Source organism: Nocardioides mangrovi, assembly GCF_020073815.1.
Taxonomy (GTDB): domain Bacteria; phylum Actinomycetota; class Actinomycetes; order Propionibacteriales; family Nocardioidaceae; genus Nocardioides; species Nocardioides mangrovi.
Genome location: NZ_JAIQZJ010000003.1, coordinates 396,709 through 415,449, shown reverse-complemented (window position 1 = coordinate 415,449; position 18,741 = coordinate 396,709). Strand labels below are relative to the sequence as shown.

Here is an 18,741-nt window from a genome sequence, read left to right as displayed (position 1 = left end):
CTACTCACTAGGGCAGGTCGAGACACCGCACCAGGTAGTCGTTGCGGAACCGGCCGGCCGGATCGACACGGGCGACCAGGTCGCGGAAGTCGTCGTAGCGCGGGTAGAGCGGGCGCAGGTCCGCGGCGGTCGCGGCGAAGCACTTGCCCCAGTGCGGCCGGCCGCCCAGCGGCAGCAGGGCCGCCTCGATGGCGGGCAGGACGGCGTAGACGCCCGGCACGTCGCGCACCCAGGTGAAGTGCAGGCCGACGGTGTCGCGGCCGTGGGCGCCGCTGAGCCACAGGTCGTCCGCGGCGATGGTGCGGACCTCCGAGACCTGGAGCAGCGACGCGAAGCGCGGCGCCAGCTCGCGCAGCCGCGCGACCGCCTCCCGCGCCTGCTCGCGCGGGAGGAGGTACTCGCTCTGCAGCTCCTCGCCGCGGCTGGGCGTGAACTCCATCCGGAAGTGCGGCAGCCGCCGGTGCCACGGGCCCGGTACGCCGAGCTGCCGGGTGACCGCCTCGACGTCCGCGCCGGCCAGCATGTGCATGGTCGCCGTCGCCGGCCGCGCACCCAGCGGGTCGGCCGGCGCCTGGTCGCCGCGGCTCTTCAGCCAGACCTGCTGGATGCGGCCGCTGACCCAGTCGGTGAAGAGGCTGACGCTGTACGCCGCGCCGGTGAGCTCGTCGAGCCCCTCGACGGCGGCGTCCCACGGCAGGTCGACGTACACGTCCTGGCGCACGTCGTAGGCCGGCTCGACGTCGAGGGTCACCGCGGTGACGACGCCGAGCGCGCCGAGGGCGACCACCGAGCCGGCGAAGTCGGGCTCGCCGCGCCCGACGCGGACCAGCGACCCGTCGGCGGCGACGTACTCCAGGCCGGCGACGGCGGCGGCCAGCGAGCCGGTCCGGTCTCCGGAGCCGTGGGTGCCGGTCGCGATCGCGCCGGCCACCGAGATGTGCGGCAGCGAGGCCATCGTGGCGAGCGCCCAGCCCTCGGCGGCCAGCCGGTCGGCGAGCTCGCCGTACCGAAGCCCGGCGCCGACCCGGGCCAGCCGCCGGGCGGGATCGACCTCGACCGGGCCGGGCAGGGCGTCGGTCGCGACCAGGGTCCCGGTCGTGTCCGCGAGGTCGGTGAAGGCGTGCCGGCTCCCGAGCGCACGCACCCGGTCCTGGCCGGCCACGAGCTCGCCGAGCTCCTCGACCGAGGTCGGCCGCAGGACCTGCTCCGCGACGTACGTGTGGTTACCCGCCCAGTTCTGCTCCACGGCCCCATCCTCACCCGCTCCGGGTGACCCCGCACACCCGGTCCCCTCGGGACACTCGGGACATGTCCCACCAACCGTCCGCCACCTCGCGCGCCTGGGCCGAGGGCATCGGCATCTTCGCCGGTGCCGCGCTGCTCACGGTCGGGCTCTTCCAGGTCCTCGAGGGCATCTCCGCGATCGCCAAGGACGACGTCTTCGTCCGGACCAGCAACTACGTCTTCGAGTTCGACCTGACCACGTGGGGCTGGATCCACCTCGTCGTGGGCGTCGTCATCGTCCTGGTCGGCGGGGCCATCCTCGCCGGGCAGCCCTGGGCGTTCGTCGCGGGCATCGTGCTCGCGATCGTCTCGGCGCTGATGAACTTCGTCTGGCTGCCCTACTACCCGCTGTGGGCGGTCATCGTCATCGCCTTCGACATCGCGGTGATCTGGGCGCTGAGCTCGATGCTCGGCACGTCGCGCCGCTGACCGCAGCCGGGAATGGGGGAACCCCGCTGGCGTCTCGGGTCACCAGCGGGGTTCGGTTGAAGTCTGAACGATCGCGGCGCAGTTTCGCAGCAGATTGGATGAAATCGTCCTGATCTTTTCCGGACGCCGCCGCGAGCGGCCGGTCAGGGCCGCAACGCGGCGGCGCAGAGCCGGGCGAGGTGGTCGACGATCACGTCCGGCTCCGTCCCGTCGGCCACCAGGTGCATCACGACCGCGCCGCGCAGCGTGTTCATGGTGAGACGTACGTCGAGGTCCGAGCGGGCCTCGCCGCGCGCGGCCGCGCCGTCCACGATCGCCCGCAGGCCCTCCTCGAGCGGGCCCAGCACCCACTCCTCGAGGCCCGGCAGCTCGTGGTCGTCCGCGGCCGGGTCCGACATCAGCCCGATGACGCCGGCCCGCACGGCCGGCCGGCCCGCCGTCTCGACGAGCGCGGCGACGTACACCCGCAGGTCGGCCTCGAGCGGGCCCGGGAAGCTCGCCTGCCAGGTGGTCTCCAGCTCGGCGAAGATCGCCTCGGCCACCAGGTCGGGCCGCGAGGGCCACCAGCGGTAGACCAGCTGCCGGGTCACGCCGGCGCGGGCCGCCACGTCCGAGAAGGTCACCGCCGGGTAGCCGCCGTCGGCGAGGATCTCGCGCACCGCCTGGAGCACCGCCCCCTGTCGCGCGGTGTCGCGCGGTCGCCCCGGCGCTCGGCCTCCCCCAGTCATGGGCGCCAACCTAACCCGGCGGTCGACGCCCGAGGTCACGCGCCGCCGACCACGGCTCCGGAGCCGGGCTCACCCGGCCGCGGAGTCGACCCGTACCCCCGTACCGGACCACTCCGACCGAGCCGGTCGGCGACGCGTGTCCTCGCGACCCGCGACGTGGAGGCAGCCTCTCCATCTGACAATCGCCTGTCAAGGATGTAGGCACAGTGTTGGCAAAGAGAGATCAGCGCGATCGGTCGCGGGGACGGACCTGCCGCGACTGGAGTCCGGCCGACGCTGCGCTGCGGCGGTAGGCGTCGAGGGCCTCCGACTGCAGGCCGACCGACTCGAGCAGGTTCGCCAGGTCGAGCCAGAGCTGGGCCGTGTGCCGGTCCATCGTCTCGCCGACCGCGGCCAGGGTGAGGGCCGCCTGCTGGAAGTGCGACCGAGCAGCGGTGAGGTCGTCGTTCGCCGCGGCCAGCTGACCGAGGAGGACCAGGACGTCGGCCGTCAGCCGCGGGGAGACCTCGCTGGCCCCGGCCAGGGCGTCGTCCGCCAGGCGCTGGGCGGTCACCAGGTCGTGGCCGAGGAACTTCGCCTTCGCGAGGTGGAAGGTGGTCCGCGCCCGGTCGACCGCCGAGCCGCCGAGGGTCTCGAGCTCCGCGGCGACCCGCTCCAGCGTGGCCGTCGCGGCCTCGACCTCGGGCGGGTCGAGCTGGAGCTGCATGGCGGCGAGCTGGGCACGCAGCCGGGTCACGTTCGCCTGGTGGTCGGCCTCCTCCAGCAGCGCCAGCGCCTTCTGGGCGAGGGGGAGGGCGCCGACCGTGTCGCCCGCCTCGGACTGCATCACGCTCGCGTTCCAGTAGAGGGCCGCGCGCGCCGAGGGCGAGTTCGACTCGTCGACCAGCGCCACGGCCCGCCGGCACATGCTCGCCGCGTGCTCCACCTCGCCGCGCTCGAAGTACGCCGCCGCGACGGTGGCCAGCAGCTGGAGTGCCTCGTCGGTGTGGTGCAGGTCCGCCGCGGCGAGGTCCTCGAGGACGGCCTCACCGACGGAGACGGCGCGGTCGAGGTCGCCGACGTCGCGGTAGCAGCGGCTCAGCGCGGTCGACGCGCGCACGCGGGTCGCCGTACCGACGGACGGAGCGGACACCACGGTCTGGAGGGTGTCCAGTGCGCCGCGCACGTCGCCCGAGGCCTCGAGCCCCGTCGCGTGCGCGAGCCGGATCTGCTCCAGGAAGTCGGGATGCGGCCCCGACGCGTAGCGGCCGAGCAGCTCGCCCGAGAGCGCCAGCGCCCGCTCCGGCTCGCCCGACCTCAGCGCCAGCTCGGCGTAGTCGAGCTGCAGCCGGTCGCTCGGCGGGAGCTCCTCGGGGATCAGCCCGGACAGCAGCTGCTCGACCGTCACGCCGAGGCGCGGCGCCAGCAGCGCGAGCAGCTCGGGGTCCGGCCGACGCTGCCCGGACTCGATGCGGGAGATGTAGGGGACGGACGCGTGCTCGCCCCCGAGCTCGCCCTGGGTCAGTCCCGCCGCCAGCCGCGCGCGCTTGATCCGCTCTCCGAGGTCGGAGGGAGCGGCGCGCTTGAGCACGGCCTTGAGCTCGGGATCCATCTCCAGATCATCCCTTACGTCCGACACACACGAAGGGCCCGGATCGGGTGATCCGAGCCCTTCGTCCACGTGCGCGAGGGGGGAGTTGAACCCCCACGCCCTTTCGGGCACACGGACCTGAACCGTGCGCGTCTGCCTATTCCGCCACTCGCGCGTGAAGCGGGGCAAGGCTATCCCAGCCCCGGGTCCGCGCCCAAACCGGGGGACCGGCGTCCCGCACCGGGCTGCGTGACCCCGTTACGATCGGGTCGCCGGTTTCGACGCGAGTGGAGCGGGCACGACGACGACCACCGGCAGACGACGCGCGGAAGGAGGCACCGTGGGCGGGCTCCAGCGTCTGGAGAACAGGCTCGAGCAGATGATCTCGGGCGCCTTCGCGAAGGCCTTCCGCTCGGCGGTGCAGCCGGTCGAGATCGCGGCCGCGCTCCAGCGCGAGTGCGACAACAACGCGCAGATCCTCTCCCGCGACCGCCGGCTGGTGCCCAACGACTTCAAGGTCGAGCTGGCGCGCACCGACCTGGACCGGCTCGCGCCGTACGACAGCGCGCTCGCCGAGGAGCTGACCCGCCAGCTCCAGGAGCACGCCGACCAGCAGAGCTACGTCTTCCCGGGCCCGATCGCGATCGGGTTCGAGCCGGCCGGCGACCTGACCACGGGCCGGTTCCGGATCCGTAGCCAGGCCCAGGCCAAGGTGAGCAGCAACGCCACCCACACCCAGGTCGGCCGGGCGCGGGCGGTGCTGGAGGTCAACGGCACCCGCCACCCGCTGCAGCCCCCGGGCGTCGTCGTCGGCCGCGGCACCGACGCCGACATCCGGATCAACGACCCGGGCGTGAGCCGCCGGCACGTCGAGTTCACCGTGGGCGGCGGACCGGAGGACCTGACCATCGAGGTGCACGACCTGGGGTCCACCAACGGCATGCTCGTCGACGGCCACCGGATCAGCCGGACCGGCCTGCGCGACGGCTCGCAGGTACGAATCGGCAACACGACCATGACCGTGCGGGTGGTGTCCGATGTCTGAGCTGACCCTCTTCCTGATCCGGATCGCCTACCTGGCGATCCTCTGGATCTTCGTGCTCTCCGCGATCTCGGTGATCCGCTCCGACATGTTCGGCGCGCGCGTCCCCGAGGCCGCCCGCGGCGGGCGCGGCGCCGGCAAGGCGCCGAAGCCCCCGAAGCAGCCCAGCAAGCGGCGCGGCGCCCCGACCCACGTCATCGTCACCGAGGGCAGCAACGTCGGCGAGCGCGCCGACCTCGCCCAGGGCACCATCCTCATCGGCCGCGGCAGCGACGCGCAGATCCGGCTCGACGACGACTACGTCTCCACCCGCCACGCCCGCATCGCCGCGTCCGGCGACCAGTGGTTCGTGGAGGACCTCGGCTCCACCAACGGCACCTACGTCGGGTCGGTGCGGATCAGCCAGCCGACCACCATCACCCTCGGCACCCAGGTCCGGATCGGCAAGACCATCCTGGAGCTCCGGAAGTAGCCGCGGATGTCCGACCACGCCTCCGACCGCGCCCCGGAGTCCGCCCAGGAGACGGCGGAGACCCCGCGCGTGCCGGGACACCTGGGCCTCACCTTCGCCGCCGTCTCCGACGTGGGCCGGGTCCGCAAGGACAACCAGGACTCCGGGTACGCCGGACCCTGGCTGCTCACCGTCTGCGACGGCGTCGGTGGCGCGGCCCGCGGTGACATCGCCTCCAGCACCGCCATCTCACAGCTCCGCCGGCTCGACGAGCCGCCGGCGGACCCGGACGGGGACCACGCCGAGGAGGAGCTGCTCAGCCGGGTGGCCGGCGCGCTCCACCGCGCCCACGACCGGCTGGTCGAGCTGGTCGACGAGGACCCCGCGCTCAGCGGCACCAGCACCACCGCCACCGTGCTCGCCTTCGACGGCGTCCGGCTCGGCGTCGGCCACGCGGGCGACAGCCGCGCCTACCTCTTCCGCGACGGCGCGATCCAGCAGCTGACCACCGACCACACCTTCGTGCAGACCCTCATCGACGAGGGCCGGATCACCGAGGAGGAGGCGCGGGTCCACCCGCACCGCAACCTGATCCTGCGCGCGGTCGACGCGGTCAGCGACAGCGAGCCCGACCTCTTCGCGGTCCCGGTCGCCGCGGGCGACCGGCTGCTGGTCTGCAGCGACGGCGCCAGCGGCGTCCTCGACGACGGCCGCCTCGCCGACATCCTCTCCTCCGGCACCCCGGAGTACGCCGCGATCGAGCTCGTCCGCTCCTCGCTCGAGGCCGGCAGCTCCGACAACGTCACCTGCCTGGTCGCCGACGTGGTCCCGGCCGAGCAGGCCGCCGGCGGGGACGCCGCCGAGCCGCAGGTCGTCGGTGCGGCCGCCGAGCGGCGCAGCGGCCGGGCCCGCAGCGGCGGTCTCTTCCGTGGTCACCGCTCCGGCGACACCGGCGAGATCGACCCGATCATCGCCGACCTGCCCGACGACGTCCCCTACGCGATCACCGCGGACCCGATCGACGCGGAGACCGCCCGCTACGCGCCGCGCGCGCCGCGCCGCTACGTCTGGGCCAAGCGCCTGTGCGCCGCGCTCGCGGTCGTCGGCGTCGTGTGGGTCGGTCTCGCCGCCCTCTGGTCGTGGTCGCAGCGGCAGTACTACGTCGGGGAGCAGGACGGCGTCGTCGTCATCTTCCGCGGCGTCAATGCCTCGCTGCCGGGGGTCTCGCTCTCCTCGCCGTACGAGACCAGCGACGTGGAGGTCGACCGGCTCGCGGACTTCGACGCGGGCAAGGTCGACGAGGGCATCGACGCCGACAGCCTCGACGACGCCCGGAGCACGGTCCAGCGGCTCGCCGAGTCCCAGACGATGCCCACCGACAGCACCGACGACGGCAGTGGCGGCTGAGATGGCCCAGCAGTCGACGCTCATGGGCTTCGTGCACCGACGCCGCCGCGGCGCCGAGCTGTTCCTGCTCGTCCTCGCCCTGGTCGTCGGCATCGGCGCCTACGCCGCGGTGGGGCTCGGGGTCCAGGGCAAGGTCCCGGCCGACATGCTCGGCTACGGCGGGTGGCTCGCGGCGCTGCTGATCGGTGCCCACATCGTGATCCGCTTCGTCGCGCCGTACGCCGATCCCGTGCTCTTCCCCGTCGTCGCCGCCCTCAACGGCCTCGGCCTCGCGGTCATCCACCGGATCGACCTGGCCAAGCAGGCCGAGGGCGACGCCCACGACTTCGCCCAGCAGCAGCTGACCTGGATGACGCTCGGCGTGATCCTCTTCGCGCTGACGCTGCTGGTGCTCCGCGACCACCGGGTGCTGCAGCGCTTCACCTACACCAGCGGCCTGGCCGCGATCGTGCTGCTGCTGCTGCCGCTGCTGCCCGGGATCGGCGCCACCATCAACGGCGCCCGCATCTGGATCCACCTCGGCCCGTTCAGCCTGCAGCCCGGCGAGATCGCGAAGGTGCTGCTGGTCATCGCGTTCGCCGGCTACCTCGTGCTCCACCGCGACGCCCTGGCGCTCGCCGGCCGGCGGGTGCTCTTCGTCGACCTGCCCCGCGGCCGCGACCTCGGCCCGATCCTCGCGATGTGGCTGGTCAGCCTCGGCATCCTGGTCTTCCAGCAGGACCTCGGGTCCAGCCTGCTCTTCTTCGGGCTCTTCCTGATCATGCTGTACGTCGCCACCGAGCGACCCGGGTGGCTGGTCGTCGGCGCCCTGATGTTCGTGGGCGGCGCGCTGCTCGCCTACGCCGCGGTGCCGCACGTCCGGATCCGCTTCGACATCTGGCTGCACCCGTTCGACTACTACGACAGCGGACAGAGCTACCAGCCGGTCGAGGCGAAGTTCGGCATGGGCTGGGGCGGCCTCATCGGCCGCGGCTTCGGCGACGGCGACCCCAACCGGGTGCCCTACGCCAACTCCGACTTCATCCTCTCCTCGATCGGCGAGGAGCTCGGCCTGACCGCCGTGATGGCGGTGCTGATGATGTACGGCCTCATCGTCGAGCGCGCCCTGCGCACCGCCCTGATCTGCCGCGACGGCTTCGGCAAGCTGGTCGCCACCGGCCTCGCGAGCGCCTTCGCGATCCAGGTCTTCGTGGTCGTCGGCGGCGTCACCGGCCTGATCCCGCTGACCGGACTGACCACGCCGTTCCTCTCCTACGGCGGCTCCTCCCTCATCGCGAACTGGGTGATCATCGCGCTGCTCCTCCGCATCTCCGACCAGGCCCGGCGGCCGATGCCGACCATCTCCGACGACACCGCCGCGTTCAGCCAGGACGACACCCAGGTGGTGAGAATCGGGTGAACAAGCCGATCCGCACGGTCTCGATCTTCTGCCTGCTGCTCTTCCTGGCGCTGATGATCAACGCGACCTACCTGCAGTACTGGAAGGCCGGCGCGCTCAACGACGACGCCCGCAACCGCCGGGTGATCGTCGCGGCCTACTCCCAGGAGCGCGGTGCGATCCTGGTCGGCCGCAACCCCGTCGCCGAGAGCGTGGAGTCCGACGACAAGTACAAGTTCCAGCGCACCTACCCCAAGCCCGAGGAGTACGCGCCGATCACCGGCTACTTCTCCTACTTCGGCGCCACCGGGACCGAGCTCACCCAGAACGACGTCCTCTCCGGCCAGGACGACCGCCTCTTCGTGACCAACCTGGTCGACCTGCTCAGCAACGACCAGGCCAAGGGCGGCAACGTCGCGCTGACCATCGACCCGAAGGCGCAGGCGGCGGCCTTCGAGGGCCTCAAGGCCCTCGGCTCCGACGTGCAGGGCTCGGTCGTCGCGATCCAGCCGACCACGGGCAAGATCCTGGCGATGGTGTCGCTGCCGACCTACGACCCCAACGTGCTCGCCTCCCACGACCTCAGCTCGGTCAGCAAGGCCTCCGCCCGCCTCAACGACGACCCGACGCAGCCGCTGCTCAACCGGTCGATCCAGACCCGGCTCCCACCCGGCTCGACGTTCAAGGTCGTCACCGCGGCGGCCGCCATCGAGAAGGGCCTCTACGACGCGAGCTCGCAGGTGCCCGGCGGCGTCACCTACCAGCTGCCGCTGACCTCGGGCCCGACCGGCGAGATCGACAACGAGGGCCGCAACTGCGGCGCCAACAACTCGAAGATCCCCTTCGCCCTGGCGATGGAGAACTCCTGCAACACCTCCTTCGCGCAGATCGCGGAGAAGGTCGGCGCCGAGGACATGCGCAAGACCGCCGAGGGCTTCGGCTTCAACCAGCACTACTTCGACGACCTGACCCCGCAGGCGCTCTCGGTCTTCCCCGAGAAGCTCGACGACGCCCAGCTCGGCCAGACCGGCTTCGGCCAGTTCGACGTGTCGGCCACGCCGCTGCAGATGGCGATGGTGGCCGCCGGCCTGGCCAACGACGGCTCGGTGATGAAGCCCTACCTCGTCGACGAGGAGCAGTCGGCGGACCTCGAGGTGCTGCACAAGACCGACCCCGAGGAGCTCTCCCGCGCGGTCTCGGCGACCACGGCCAACGAGGTCACCAAGCTGATGGTCGCGACCGTCGACGACGGCACCGCCTTTCCGGCGGCGATCCCGGGGATCGACGTCGCGGGCAAGACCGGCACCGCGCAGACGGGCCAGACCGACCGGTCGCCGTACGCCTGGTTCATCTCCTTCGCGCCGGCCGAGGACCCGCAGGTCGCGGTCGCGGTGATGATCCAGAACCTCGACATCCCCCGCGACGAGGTGGCGGGCGGCCAGCTCGGTGGGCCGATCGCCAAGGCCGTGATGCAGGCCGTGATCAAGTGAGGGAGGCCCGATGACGCAGACGCCCGGCTACGGCTTCGCCGACGACGCACGCCGCTACCGCCTCGACAGCCGCCTCGCCACCGGCGGCATGGGCGAGGTCTGGCGCGCCACCGACACCGTCCTCGGCCGCGAGGTCGCGGTGAAGCTGCTCAAGCTCGAGTACGCCGACGACGCGGCCTTCCGGGTCCGCTTCGAGTCCGAGGCCCAGCACGCCGCCTCGCTCCACCACCGCAACATCGCCTCCGTCTACGACTACGGCGAGGCGCCGGCGGCGGACGGCTCCGGCGTGGTCCGGCCGTTCCTCGTCATGGAGCTCGTCGAGGGCCAGCCGCTCTCGGCGCTGATGCGCCCGAACGTGCCGATGGACCCGGTCGCCGTCCGCGAGCTGCTCGCCCAGGCGGCCGACGGCCTCGGCGCCGCCCACGGCGCCGGCATCGTCCACCGCGACGTGAAGCCCGCCAACCTCCTCGTCACCCCCGACCGCCAGGTCAAGGTCACCGACTTCGGCATCGCCCGCGCGGCCGAGGGCGTCGGCCTGACCAGCACCGGCGAGGTGATGGGCACCCCGCAGTACCTCTCGCCCGAGCAGGCCCAGGGCCAGACCGCCACCGCCGCCTCCGACGTCTACTCGCTCGGTGTCGTCGCCTTCGAGTGCCTCGCGGGTCGGCGGCCGTACGGCGGGGAGAGCGCGGTCGCCACCGCGCTCGCCCACATCCGCGAGCCGGTGCCCGAGCTGCCGGCGTCCGTCCCGACCGACCTGGCGGCCGTCGTCCGCCGTTCCCTCGCCAAGGACCCCAGCGACCGCTACCCCGAGGGTCGCGCGATGGCGGCCGCGCTCCGCGACCCCGCGACCGCCGCGTCCCGGATCGTCGCGGCGGCGCCGGTCCCGGTGCCGCCCGCGGCCGCCACCCAGGTGATGGCCCCGGTGCCGTCGGCCCCGATCACCTCCCCGACCCCCCTGCCGGAGGACGAGGAGCGGCGCAGCTGGCTGTGGCCGGTCCTCGGCGTGATCGCCCTGGTCGTCATCGCCGTCCTCGTCGTGCTGCTCCTCACCCGCAACGGTGACGAGGGCACCCCCACCGACGACGAGACGACACCGACCGCCTCGGCCACCTCGGAGTCGACCGAGCCCAGCGAGCCCTCCTCGAGCGACACCTCGGTCGACGACATCGTGCGCATCGACGAGGAGGACTACCTCAACCGGCCGGTCGCCGAGGTCCAGCGCGAGCTCGCCGACCTCGGCCTGCGGGTGGTGACCCAGCCCGTCGACAACCCGGGCGACAAGATCGAGCGCGACGTCGAGGCGGTCAACCCGACCGGCGCCCTCCACGAGGGCGACGAGGTGACCGTGTCCTTCTGGAGTCCGCTCGCCCCGAGCAGCTCGCCGCCGACCGAGTCCGACAGCCCGTCCGCGACCGCCTCCGACTCCGCAAGCGACAGCGCTTCCCCCAGTAGCTAAGGCAGGATCACCCTCGATGAACAGCCAACAGCCGCCCCTCGTCGGCGGTCGTTACGAGCTCGGCGAGCTGCTGGGCCGGGGCGGCATGGCCGAGGTGCGGAAGGGCACCGACACCCGGCTGGGCCGGGTCGTCGCGATCAAGCGGCTGCGGACCGATCTCGCGAGCGACGCGACGTTCCAGGCCCGCTTCCGCCGGGAGGCGCAGTCCGCCGCGTCGCTCAACCACCCGGCGATCGTGGCCGTCTACGACACCGGTGAGGAGCCGGCCACCGACGGCTCCGGCGTGAGCCAGCCCTACATCGTCATGGAGTTCGTCGCCGGCCGCACGCTGCGCGACATCCTCCGCGAGGGCCGCAAGATCCTGCCCGAGCGGGCGCTCGAGATCACCAGTGGCGTGCTCTCGGCCCTCGACTACAGCCACCGCGCCGGGATCATCCACCGCGACATCAAGCCCGGCAACGTCATGCTCACCCCGAGCGGCGACGTGAAGGTGATGGACTTCGGCATCGCGCGCGCGATCAGCGACGCGTCCTCGACGATGACGCAGACCGCGGCCGTGGTCGGCACCGCGCAGTACCTCTCCCCCGAGCAGGCCCGCGGCGAGACCGTCGACTCGCGCTCCGACGTCTACTCCGCCGGCTGCCTGCTCTACGAGCTCCTCACCGGTCGCCCGCCCTTCGTCGGCGACAGCCCGGTCGCGGTCGCCTACCAGCACGTCCGCGAGCCGGCGATGCCGCCGTCCGACCACGACACCGACCTCCCGCCCGAGGTCGACGCGATCGTGATGAAGGCGCTGGCCAAGCGGCTCGAGGACCGCTACCAGTCGGCCGCCGCGATGCGCACCGACATCGAGCGCTACCTCGCCGGCCGCCCCGTGCAGGCGCCGATCCCGGCTCCGGTGCCCGCGCCGGCTCCCGCGCCGCCGACGACCGTCACGTCGTCGGCCTACGTGCCCGAGGACGACGAGCCCGAGCGGCGGACCGGCCTGATGGTCTTCCTCGCGGTGCTGCTGGTGCTGCTGCTCGTCCTCGCGGCCTACTTCGTGTGGCCCAAGCTCTTCCCCAGCGCGCCCGAGCAGGTCGCGGTGCCGAGCGTGATCGGCAAGACCGACACCCAGGCCCGCAGCCTGATCGGCGAGGCGGGGCTGGCGGTCGGGACCATCGACCGGCAGAACAGCGACAGCGTCAAGGCCGGCCGGATCATCAGCCAGAGTCCGGAGTCCGACGAGTACGTCGACCCCGACAGCCGCGTCGACTACGTCATCTCCCTGGGCCGGCCCGAGGTGACCGTGCCCAACGTGATCGGGCAGAGCAAGGAGGAGGCGCAGGCCACCCTCGAGGCCGCCCACCTCCAGGTCACGCTCACGGAGGTCGAGTCCGACGAGGACAAGGGCGTCGTCGTCAGCACCGACCCGTCGCAGGGCCAGTCGGTGGCCGACGGGACGACGGTCACGGTCAACTACTCCGACGGCAAGGAGAAGGTCCCTGACGTCATCGGCATGATGCAGCAGGAGGCCGAGGCCGCGATCCGCAACGCCGGCTTCGAGCCGCGGGTCTTCACCACCGACGACACCACCGAGCCCAAGGGCACGGTCATCGACCAGGCACCCAGCAAGGGACAGGTGCTCCCGGCGAAGTCGACGGTCACCATCCAGGTGTCGAGCTACGACCCGTCGACCGAGACGCCGACGCCGTCCGACTCGCCGTCCGACTCGCCGTCCGATGGCACCAGCGGGTCGCCTTCCCCGCCGGCGCTCCGGCAGGGCGTGCTGCCGGGTGTCAGCTCGAGGACCCAGCGGCGGCGCCGCCGGTGAGCGGCTGCGCGTAGGTGAGGTCGAGCAGGCCGTCGTACGCCGGCGCGACGACGAGGTCCTCCAGCTCGAGCTTCCAGCCGACGGCCACGCTCGGGTCGGCCGCGTCCTCGCGATAGGCCGAGACGTAGGAGTCGTCCTCGATCGAGGTGAGCAGGCTGCCCTGGTCGCCGACCGCCTCGATGACGTAGGGCTGCGGGTAGGGCACGCCCTGGAGCTGGACGGAGTTGCCCTCGCAGCGGATGCCGGTCGTCGAGACGACGCGCTGCCCGGCGATCGTGACCGCGGTGGCGCCGCCCTTCCACAGGGCGTTGACCACGGCCTGGATGTCCTGCTGGTGCACGAGCAGCCGGTTGACGTCGCCGGTCGTGGAGTTGATGACGTCCTCGGGAGCGTCGGAGAGCGTGATCCTGATGCCCGACCCCTGGCGCTCGACCAGCCCGGCCGGGTCCTTGAGCCGCTCGACCCGGTGCCGGGCGCGCGCGACGTCGCGGTCGTTCATCGTGGCGGTGAGCGCGCCGACCTGGGAGTTGAGCGAGGCGACCTGGGCGCGGAGCGCGTCGTACTGGTCCGCCTCGTCCTTCACCAGGGAGGCGAGGTCGGTGTAGCGGCCGGGGCGCAGGTCGGAGCCGTCGCTGTTGGCCGCGCTGACGACGAAGAGGCCACCGCAGAGCAGCACGACCACCGGCGTACCGATCCGCCAGACGTTGCGACGCCGGTCGCGGGGGCGCCCGTGGGGGGACGTCGCGTGGGATCCGGCGGTCACGCCCACTAAGGTAGCCCGGAGCCCGCCGCCGACCCGATTCGCCGGCGCGCTCACCCATTGATGTTGCAAGCCACCCAGGAGCACCCCGTGTCCCCCAAGGTCCACGACCCCCTCGCCCCCGCCAGCGGTCCCGTGCTGTCGAAGCGCTTCATCCTGGCGATCCTGCTGATGGTGCTGGGCATCGCCTGGATGGCCTACTACTACGTCGTCGTCCGCGTCGACCCGACCGCCTTCCCGGCGCCCGACCCGGGCAAGCCGACGTTCATGGCGGACCTCGGCGACTGGAACTACGTGATCGGCTTCGTCGCCTTCTTCCTCGGCCTGATCATCTCGGCCCACCCGAGCACCCCGCTCGGCCGCGGCCGCGGCGTCGTGGTCGGCATGCTCGGCTGCTTCCTCATCGGGCTGCTGTGGATCTGCACCTACTACGTCTTCAGCAACGACCTCACCAACGTGCCGGTCTTCAACGACCTCGGCCAGAAGAACCTCGTCGTGGGCATCGGCTTCATGGCGGTCGGCTTCACCTTCGCCACCCGCTGGGAGTAGCCGTGCGGGCTCCGGGCCCGATTTCTTTGCCATCCACCGCCGGTCGGTCGCGTTTGCGGCCGGCCGGCGGTGGGCATTTCGGCGGGAGAGCGGACCGGTGTTTCCACATTGGGGATAACTCCTGTGGAGAACTACACCGATGTAGTTCTCCACATGCGTGTGCACAGGTGTGGATTTCTCCGCACCCGGCGCCGGCCTGATGGCAGGGACAATCGGCCCGTCCGCACGCGGGCTGAGGGCTCTGCCGACGAACGGGCCGGTGGTCCGGTCCGGTCAGGAGAGCGCGGCGGTGCGGGCCACGATCGCCACGGCGATGACGACGCCGATGAGCGCGAGACCGGCGACCTGGATCGCCGTGCGCCGCTGGCGGGGCGCATAGACGAGCACCGCGGCGCACAGCGCGCCCCCGGCGAATCCGCCGAGGTGGCCCTGCCAGGAGATGTTGGAGATGGTGAAGGTCAGCACGAAGTTGATGCCGATCCACATCAGCACCTGCTGCGGGTTGACCCGCATCTTCAGCGCCACCACGAGCAGGGCGCCCATGAGGCCGAAGATCGCGCCGGACGCGCCGAGCGTGGGCTGGTACTCCGGAGCCGCCCAGTAGACCAGCGCCGAGCCGGCCAGGGCGCTGAGGAGGTAGAGCGCGAGGAAGCGGGCCCGGCCCAGGATCATCTCGAGCTGCGGCCCCAGCGCGAAGAGCGCGAACATGTTGAAGCCGATGTGGAGGACCGCCTGGTGGGTGAAGGCGCTGGTGATCAGCTGCCACCAGGCGCCGTCGGCCACGCCGGGCAGCCAGCTGCCGCCCTGGCTGGTGCAGACGGTCTGGGAGATGTCGAAGTAGCCGTTGCCTGCCTGGCAGAGGCCGTTGGGCCGCAGCGCGAGCCAGTCGACGAGCGAGGAGTCGGCCAGCACCGCCAGCCAGACGGCGACGTTGATGCCGATCAGGACGAACGAGGTGATTCCGGCGTTGGACGGCCGCAGGCCGCCGAACGCGGTGCGGGCGCTGCGCGTCGTACGCCGGCCCTCGGCCACGCACTCGGGGCACTGGAAGCCCACGGAGGCGTCACGCATGCAGTCCGGGCAGATCGGCCGGTCGCAGCGCTGGCAGCGGATGTGCGACTCCCGCTCGGGGTGCCGATAGCAGGTCGGCACCCCGGCGGGAGCGGGGTGGTCGGTCAATGCAGGACGCTCAGGCGCCGACGATCTCGACGGACTCGATGACCACCGGGTCGACCGGGCGGTCGCCCGGGCCGGTCGCGGTGGTCGCGATCGCGTCGACGACGTCGCGCGAGGCCTGGTCGGCGACCTCGCCGAAGATGGTGTGCTTGAAGTTCAGCCACGTGGTCGCGCCGACGGTGATGAAGAACTGCGAGCCGTTGGTGCCCGGGCCGGCGTTGGCCATCGCGAGCAGGTAGGGCTTGTCGAAGGTGAGCTCGGGGTGGGGCTCGTCCTTGAAGGTGTAGCCCGGGCCGCCGGTGCCGGTGCCCAGCGGGCAGCCGCCCTGGATCATGAAGCCCTCGATGACGCGGTGGAAGCCGAGACCGTCGTAGAAGGGGCCGGTCTTGCCGTTGCCGGCGTCGTAACTCTTGGTGCCCGTCGCGAGCCCGGTGAAGTTGGCGACCGTCTCCGGGGCGTGGTTCGGGAACAGGTCGATCGTGATGTCGCCCCGGTTGGTCTTCAGGATGGCCTGCTGGTCAGCCATGGCTGCCTCTCGGTGTTGTGCGGTGTCGGTCGGGTGATCGGTGGGTACACCGGGGGTACCCGGCGGGAGCCGGGCCGGTGCCGTCCGATCCTCGCACGCTCGCCAAGCAGTCCGCCCGGCGACCGTGTGCCTGGTTGGGCGGCCGGTGACATGATCGGATGATTCAGGACACGACGAGAGGAAGTGCCCCATGGGTCTGCGCAAGAACAAGACGCTCCTCGACCAGGCCAACGAGACCGTGAGCGAGTACGTCGAGCAGGTCCGTCCGCAGGTCGAGGCAGCCGTGGCGACCGCCCGCGAGAAGGCCGGTCCCGTCATCGCCGACGCCCGGAGCAAGGCGGCTCCCGTCATCGCCGACGCCAAGGCCAAGGCGGCGCCGGTGATCGCCGACGCCCGCGAGAAGGCCGGCCCGGCGATCGCCTCCGGCGCGGCCATCGCCGCGGAGAAGATCGCCTCCGGCGCCGCGATCGCCGCCGAGAAGGCCGCGGAGGCGGCCGAGGCCGCGGCTGACAAGGTCGCCGAGGTCGCGGAGCCGCCGAAGAAGAGCCACAAGCTCCGCAACTTCTTCCTCTTCGCCGCGGTCGCGGGCGCGGCGGCGTTCGTGGTCTCGAAGCTGCGCGGCGGCTCGGAGAGCGAGAACTGGCAGTCGTCGTACACGCCGACCCCCGCCCCGACCTCCGCGCCGACCCCGGCGAAGGACGTCGACGAGGGTGGCGCGTCGCCGGCCGAGGCGCTGGCCGACCAGGCGGAGGCGCCGCACGCGGCGACGACTCCCGACGACCCGGCCGAGGTCGTCGACGTGGACGAGAAGGCCTGACCGGCTGAGCTGATCAGGTCCCGGGAGCGGGATCGGCGCGGTTCTCCTCGACCCACCCGTCGATCCGCTCCCACCACCCGAAGAGCCAGTCGATCCGCTCCTCGCGGCCGTCCGGGATCTCCGCGCGCGGCACCTGCCACCAGCGCATGATGATCCGCTTGTCCATCGGCAGCTCGCGCCAGATGTCCGCGACGCCCACCAGGTGGTCGAGGCCGGTGTGCGCGACCAGGACGACGTCGGCGTCGGGCGCGGCGTCGAGGGCGGCGAGGAATCCCCCCGGCCGGGGCGCGAGCACGTGGATCATCCGCTCGGCGCGCGCCGCCATCCGGTCCATGCCGAGCCGGTGGAGCCGGTCGATCGCCCGCTGCCGGCGCTTCTCGGTGAAGTTGCCGCCCTCGGGGAAGATCACGAAGGCGTCGTTCTCGTCGAGCCCGGTGGCCAGCTCGGCGATCTGCTGCTCGAGCCGCCCGCCCTCGCCCGGGTTGGGCGTGATGAAGCGGGCCGGGATCCGGTGCAGCAGCACGTCGATCGCCGGGTCCCAGGCCAGCGTGTCCTTGAGGACCACCCGCGGCTCGCGGTCGTACCACGCCATCAGCGTGTGGATCAGCACGAACGAGTCGCCCGGCCCGGCGTGCCGGCAGCAGACCAGGATCGGCCGGCCCGGGTGGGCGTCCGGCGCCGGCCCCTCGGTCGCGATCTCCAGCCGCAGCACCCGCCGCGCCTCACGGAAGAAGACCCACATGGTGCCCTGCACCAGGTCGTAGTGGATGCCCTCGAAGTACGGCGTGCGCAGCCGACGGCCGAAGCCCGACGACAGCCAGAGGCCGAGCATCACGACGAGCAGCAGCGCCTCGCAGGTGAGGTAGACGATCGCGACCCACATGATCCGCAGCGGTCGCAGCCGCCCGGGCAGGATCGGCGACAGCGCGAAGGCGGCGATCAGCCACAGCGGCAGGGTCACCCAGAGCAGGGCCGCGAGCGCCACGACGACGGAGGCCATCACCAGCCGTCGCAGCAGCCGGATCATCCGAGGTGCTCGTCCAGGTAGGCCGCGGAGGCGGCGTAGGTCTCCTCGATGCGCTGCTGGACGCCCGAGAAGTCGCGGCTGCCGAAGAGGGTGTCGTCGCGCTCGGAGGTGCCGCGGGCCGGGAGGACGTGCGCCTCGACCGACGCCGGCAGCTCGTCGAGCTCGCGGTTGAAGCGGTGCCGGCGGGCGATCTCGAAGGAGACGCGGGCGACCTCCCACGGCCGGCGCGGGACGCTGAGCTGCCGGTCGATCCGGCCGACCTGGAGCACGAAGACCCGGGTGGCGCCGAGCCGGACGGCCCGGCCCAGCGGGATGGAGTTGACGATGCCGCCGTCGAGGTAGTGCTCGCCGTCGACCGTGGCCGGCGGCAGCAGCCCGGGTACGGCGGCGCTGGCCATGATCGCCTCGACCACCGGCCCGGAGTCGAACCAGTGCTCCGCAGCCCGCTCGATGCTCGCGGCGCAGACCTGGAAGCGGACCGGCAGCTCCTCGAAGGTCACCACCCCGAACTCGTCGCGCAGCGCCTGCTGCAGCGGCTCGGCGGACCAGAGGTGGGTGCCGGTGCTGACCGCGCGGCGCACGCTGGCCAACGCGCCCCCGCCGTACACCTGCTGGCCCTGGGTGGAGCTGGCTGCGCCCTCCCAGAGGGCGGTGAGCTTGTCGATGACCGCGAGGTCCGGCTGGCGGGCGACCATCGCGCCGTTGAGGGCGCCGATGCTGGTGCCGAGGACGAGGTCCGGGCGGATGCCGCGCTCGAAGAGGGCCCGCAGCATGCCGACCTCGACCGCGCCGAGGACCCCGCCGCCGCCGAGGACGAACGCGGTCGTCATGGGGT

General features: G+C 72.3%; 18 protein-coding genes and 1 tRNA gene. 10 read left to right on the top strand and 9 right to left on the bottom strand.

All coding sequences use genetic code 11. From position 1 onward, the window contains the following. Nucleotides 1–7 precede the first annotated feature (7 nt). Nucleotides 8–1,246, bottom strand: coding sequence for a D-arabinono-1,4-lactone oxidase (locus tag K8U61_RS08625; RefSeq protein ID WP_224122588.1), 1,239 nt, complete (start codon nt 1,244–1,246; stop codon nt 8–10). A 62-nt stretch (nt 1,247–1,308) separates the two neighbouring features. Between K8U61_RS08625 and K8U61_RS08620 the strand changes: the two genes are divergently transcribed. Continuing rightward, complete coding sequence (locus K8U61_RS08620) at nt 1,309–1,713, top strand: DUF7144 family membrane protein (RefSeq protein WP_224122587.1); 405 nt, start codon at nt 1,309–1,311, stop codon at nt 1,711–1,713. A 143-nt stretch (nt 1,714–1,856) separates the two neighbouring features. Here the strand turns inward: K8U61_RS08620 and K8U61_RS08615 are convergent, their stop codons facing one another. The 3 genes from K8U61_RS08615 to K8U61_RS08605 all read right to left on the bottom strand — a co-directional run bounded on the left by K8U61_RS08615 (nt 1,857) and on the right by K8U61_RS08605 (nt 4,186). Further along, nucleotides 1,857–2,441: a TetR/AcrR family transcriptional regulator gene (locus K8U61_RS08615; RefSeq protein WP_224122586.1), complete on the bottom strand. Its 585-nt coding sequence runs from the start codon at nt 2,439–2,441 to the stop codon at nt 1,857–1,859. Between the two features lie 223 nt (nt 2,442–2,664). Continuing rightward, complete coding sequence (locus K8U61_RS08610; RefSeq protein ID WP_224122585.1) at nt 2,665–4,032, bottom strand: helix-turn-helix domain-containing protein; 1,368 nt, start codon at nt 4,030–4,032, stop codon at nt 2,665–2,667. 70 nt (nt 4,033–4,102) lie between these two features. Further along, a tRNA-Leu gene (locus K8U61_RS08605) sits at nt 4,103–4,186 on the bottom strand. Nucleotides 4,187–4,351: 165 nt separating this feature from the next. On the opposite strand from K8U61_RS08605, the gene K8U61_RS08600 reads away from it, so the two are divergent. The 7 genes from K8U61_RS08600 to pknB are packed head-to-tail and all read left to right on the top strand — an operon-like array spanning nt 4,352 to nt 13,051. Then, nucleotides 4,352–5,056, top strand: a complete 705-nt coding sequence (locus tag K8U61_RS08600) for an FHA domain-containing protein (RefSeq protein ID WP_224122584.1) — start codon at nt 4,352–4,354, stop codon at nt 5,054–5,056. Beyond that, on the top strand, nt 5,049–5,525 hold the full coding sequence (locus K8U61_RS08595) for an FHA domain-containing protein FhaB/FipA (protein ID WP_224122583.1): 477 nt from the start codon (nt 5,049–5,051) through the stop codon (nt 5,523–5,525). The genes K8U61_RS08600 and K8U61_RS08595 overlap by 8 nt, the downstream gene beginning before the upstream one ends. A gap of 6 nt (nt 5,526–5,531) precedes the next feature. Then, a complete protein-coding gene (locus tag K8U61_RS08590; protein WP_224122582.1) occupies nt 5,532–6,911 on the top strand; it encodes a PP2C family protein-serine/threonine phosphatase in 1,380 nt (459 codons plus the stop codon). A 1-nt stretch (nt 6,912) separates the two neighbouring features. Then, entirely contained in the window at nt 6,913–8,310 is a 1,398-nt protein-coding gene (locus K8U61_RS08585; RefSeq protein WP_224122581.1) for an FtsW/RodA/SpoVE family cell cycle protein, read from the top strand. Then, the gene (locus tag K8U61_RS08580; protein ID WP_224122580.1) at nt 8,307–9,779 is read left to right on the top strand and encodes a peptidoglycan D,D-transpeptidase FtsI family protein; all 1,473 of its coding nucleotides are present in this window, start codon (nt 8,307–8,309) and stop codon (nt 9,777–9,779) included. The genes K8U61_RS08585 and K8U61_RS08580 overlap by 4 nt, the downstream gene beginning before the upstream one ends. 10 nt (nt 9,780–9,789) lie before the next feature. Beyond that, nucleotides 9,790–11,238, top strand: coding sequence for a serine/threonine-protein kinase (locus K8U61_RS08575; protein ID WP_224122579.1), 1,449 nt, complete (start codon nt 9,790–9,792; stop codon nt 11,236–11,238). Nucleotides 11,239–11,254: 16 nt separating this feature from the next. Next, on the top strand, nt 11,255–13,051 hold the full coding sequence (gene pknB, locus K8U61_RS08570) for a Stk1 family PASTA domain-containing Ser/Thr kinase (RefSeq protein WP_224122578.1): 1,797 nt from the start codon (nt 11,255–11,257) through the stop codon (nt 13,049–13,051). On the opposite strand, the gene K8U61_RS08565 is transcribed toward pknB, so the two are convergent. Then, nucleotides 13,017–13,814, bottom strand: a complete 798-nt coding sequence (locus K8U61_RS08565; protein ID WP_224122577.1) for a DUF881 domain-containing protein — start codon at nt 13,812–13,814, stop codon at nt 13,017–13,019. The two genes, pknB and K8U61_RS08565, sit on opposite strands and share 35 nt — an antisense overlap. An 87-nt stretch (nt 13,815–13,901) precedes the next feature. Between K8U61_RS08565 and K8U61_RS08560 the strand changes: the two genes are divergently transcribed. Beyond that, complete coding sequence (locus tag K8U61_RS08560; RefSeq protein ID WP_224122576.1) at nt 13,902–14,360, top strand: cell division protein CrgA; 459 nt, start codon at nt 13,902–13,904, stop codon at nt 14,358–14,360. A gap of 273 nt (nt 14,361–14,633) precedes the next feature. On the opposite strand, the gene K8U61_RS08555 is transcribed toward K8U61_RS08560, so the two are convergent. Together K8U61_RS08555 and K8U61_RS08550 are read right to left on the bottom strand one after the other, a co-directional pair. After that, on the bottom strand, nt 14,634–15,539 hold the full coding sequence (locus tag K8U61_RS08555; RefSeq protein WP_224122575.1) for a rhomboid family intramembrane serine protease: 906 nt from the start codon (nt 15,537–15,539) through the stop codon (nt 14,634–14,636). Between the two features lie 10 nt (nt 15,540–15,549). Then, nucleotides 15,550–16,062 (bottom strand): peptidylprolyl isomerase, encoded by a 513-nt coding sequence (locus K8U61_RS08550; RefSeq protein WP_224122574.1) that lies wholly within the window; start codon nt 16,060–16,062, stop codon nt 15,550–15,552. 190 nt (nt 16,063–16,252) lie between these two features. On the opposite strand from K8U61_RS08550, the gene K8U61_RS08545 reads away from it, so the two are divergent. Further along, complete coding sequence (locus tag K8U61_RS08545) at nt 16,253–16,879, top strand: hypothetical protein (RefSeq protein ID WP_224122573.1); 627 nt, start codon at nt 16,253–16,255, stop codon at nt 16,877–16,879. A gap of 13 nt (nt 16,880–16,892) precedes the next feature. Here K8U61_RS08545 and K8U61_RS08540 read toward each other — a convergent pair whose 3' ends face one another. Beyond that, the gene (locus K8U61_RS08540) at nt 16,893–17,906 is read right to left on the bottom strand and encodes a 1-acyl-sn-glycerol-3-phosphate acyltransferase (RefSeq protein WP_224122572.1); all 1,014 of its coding nucleotides are present in this window, start codon (nt 17,904–17,906) and stop codon (nt 16,893–16,895) included. Then, nucleotides 17,903–18,736 carry a patatin-like phospholipase family protein gene (locus K8U61_RS08535; RefSeq protein WP_224122571.1) on the bottom strand — a complete coding sequence of 278 codons (834 nt, stop codon included), beginning with the start codon at nt 18,734–18,736 and terminating at the stop codon, nt 17,903–17,905. Before K8U61_RS08535 ends, K8U61_RS08540 begins: the two co-directional genes overlap by 4 nt. Nucleotides 18,737–18,741: the final 5 nt, after the last annotated feature.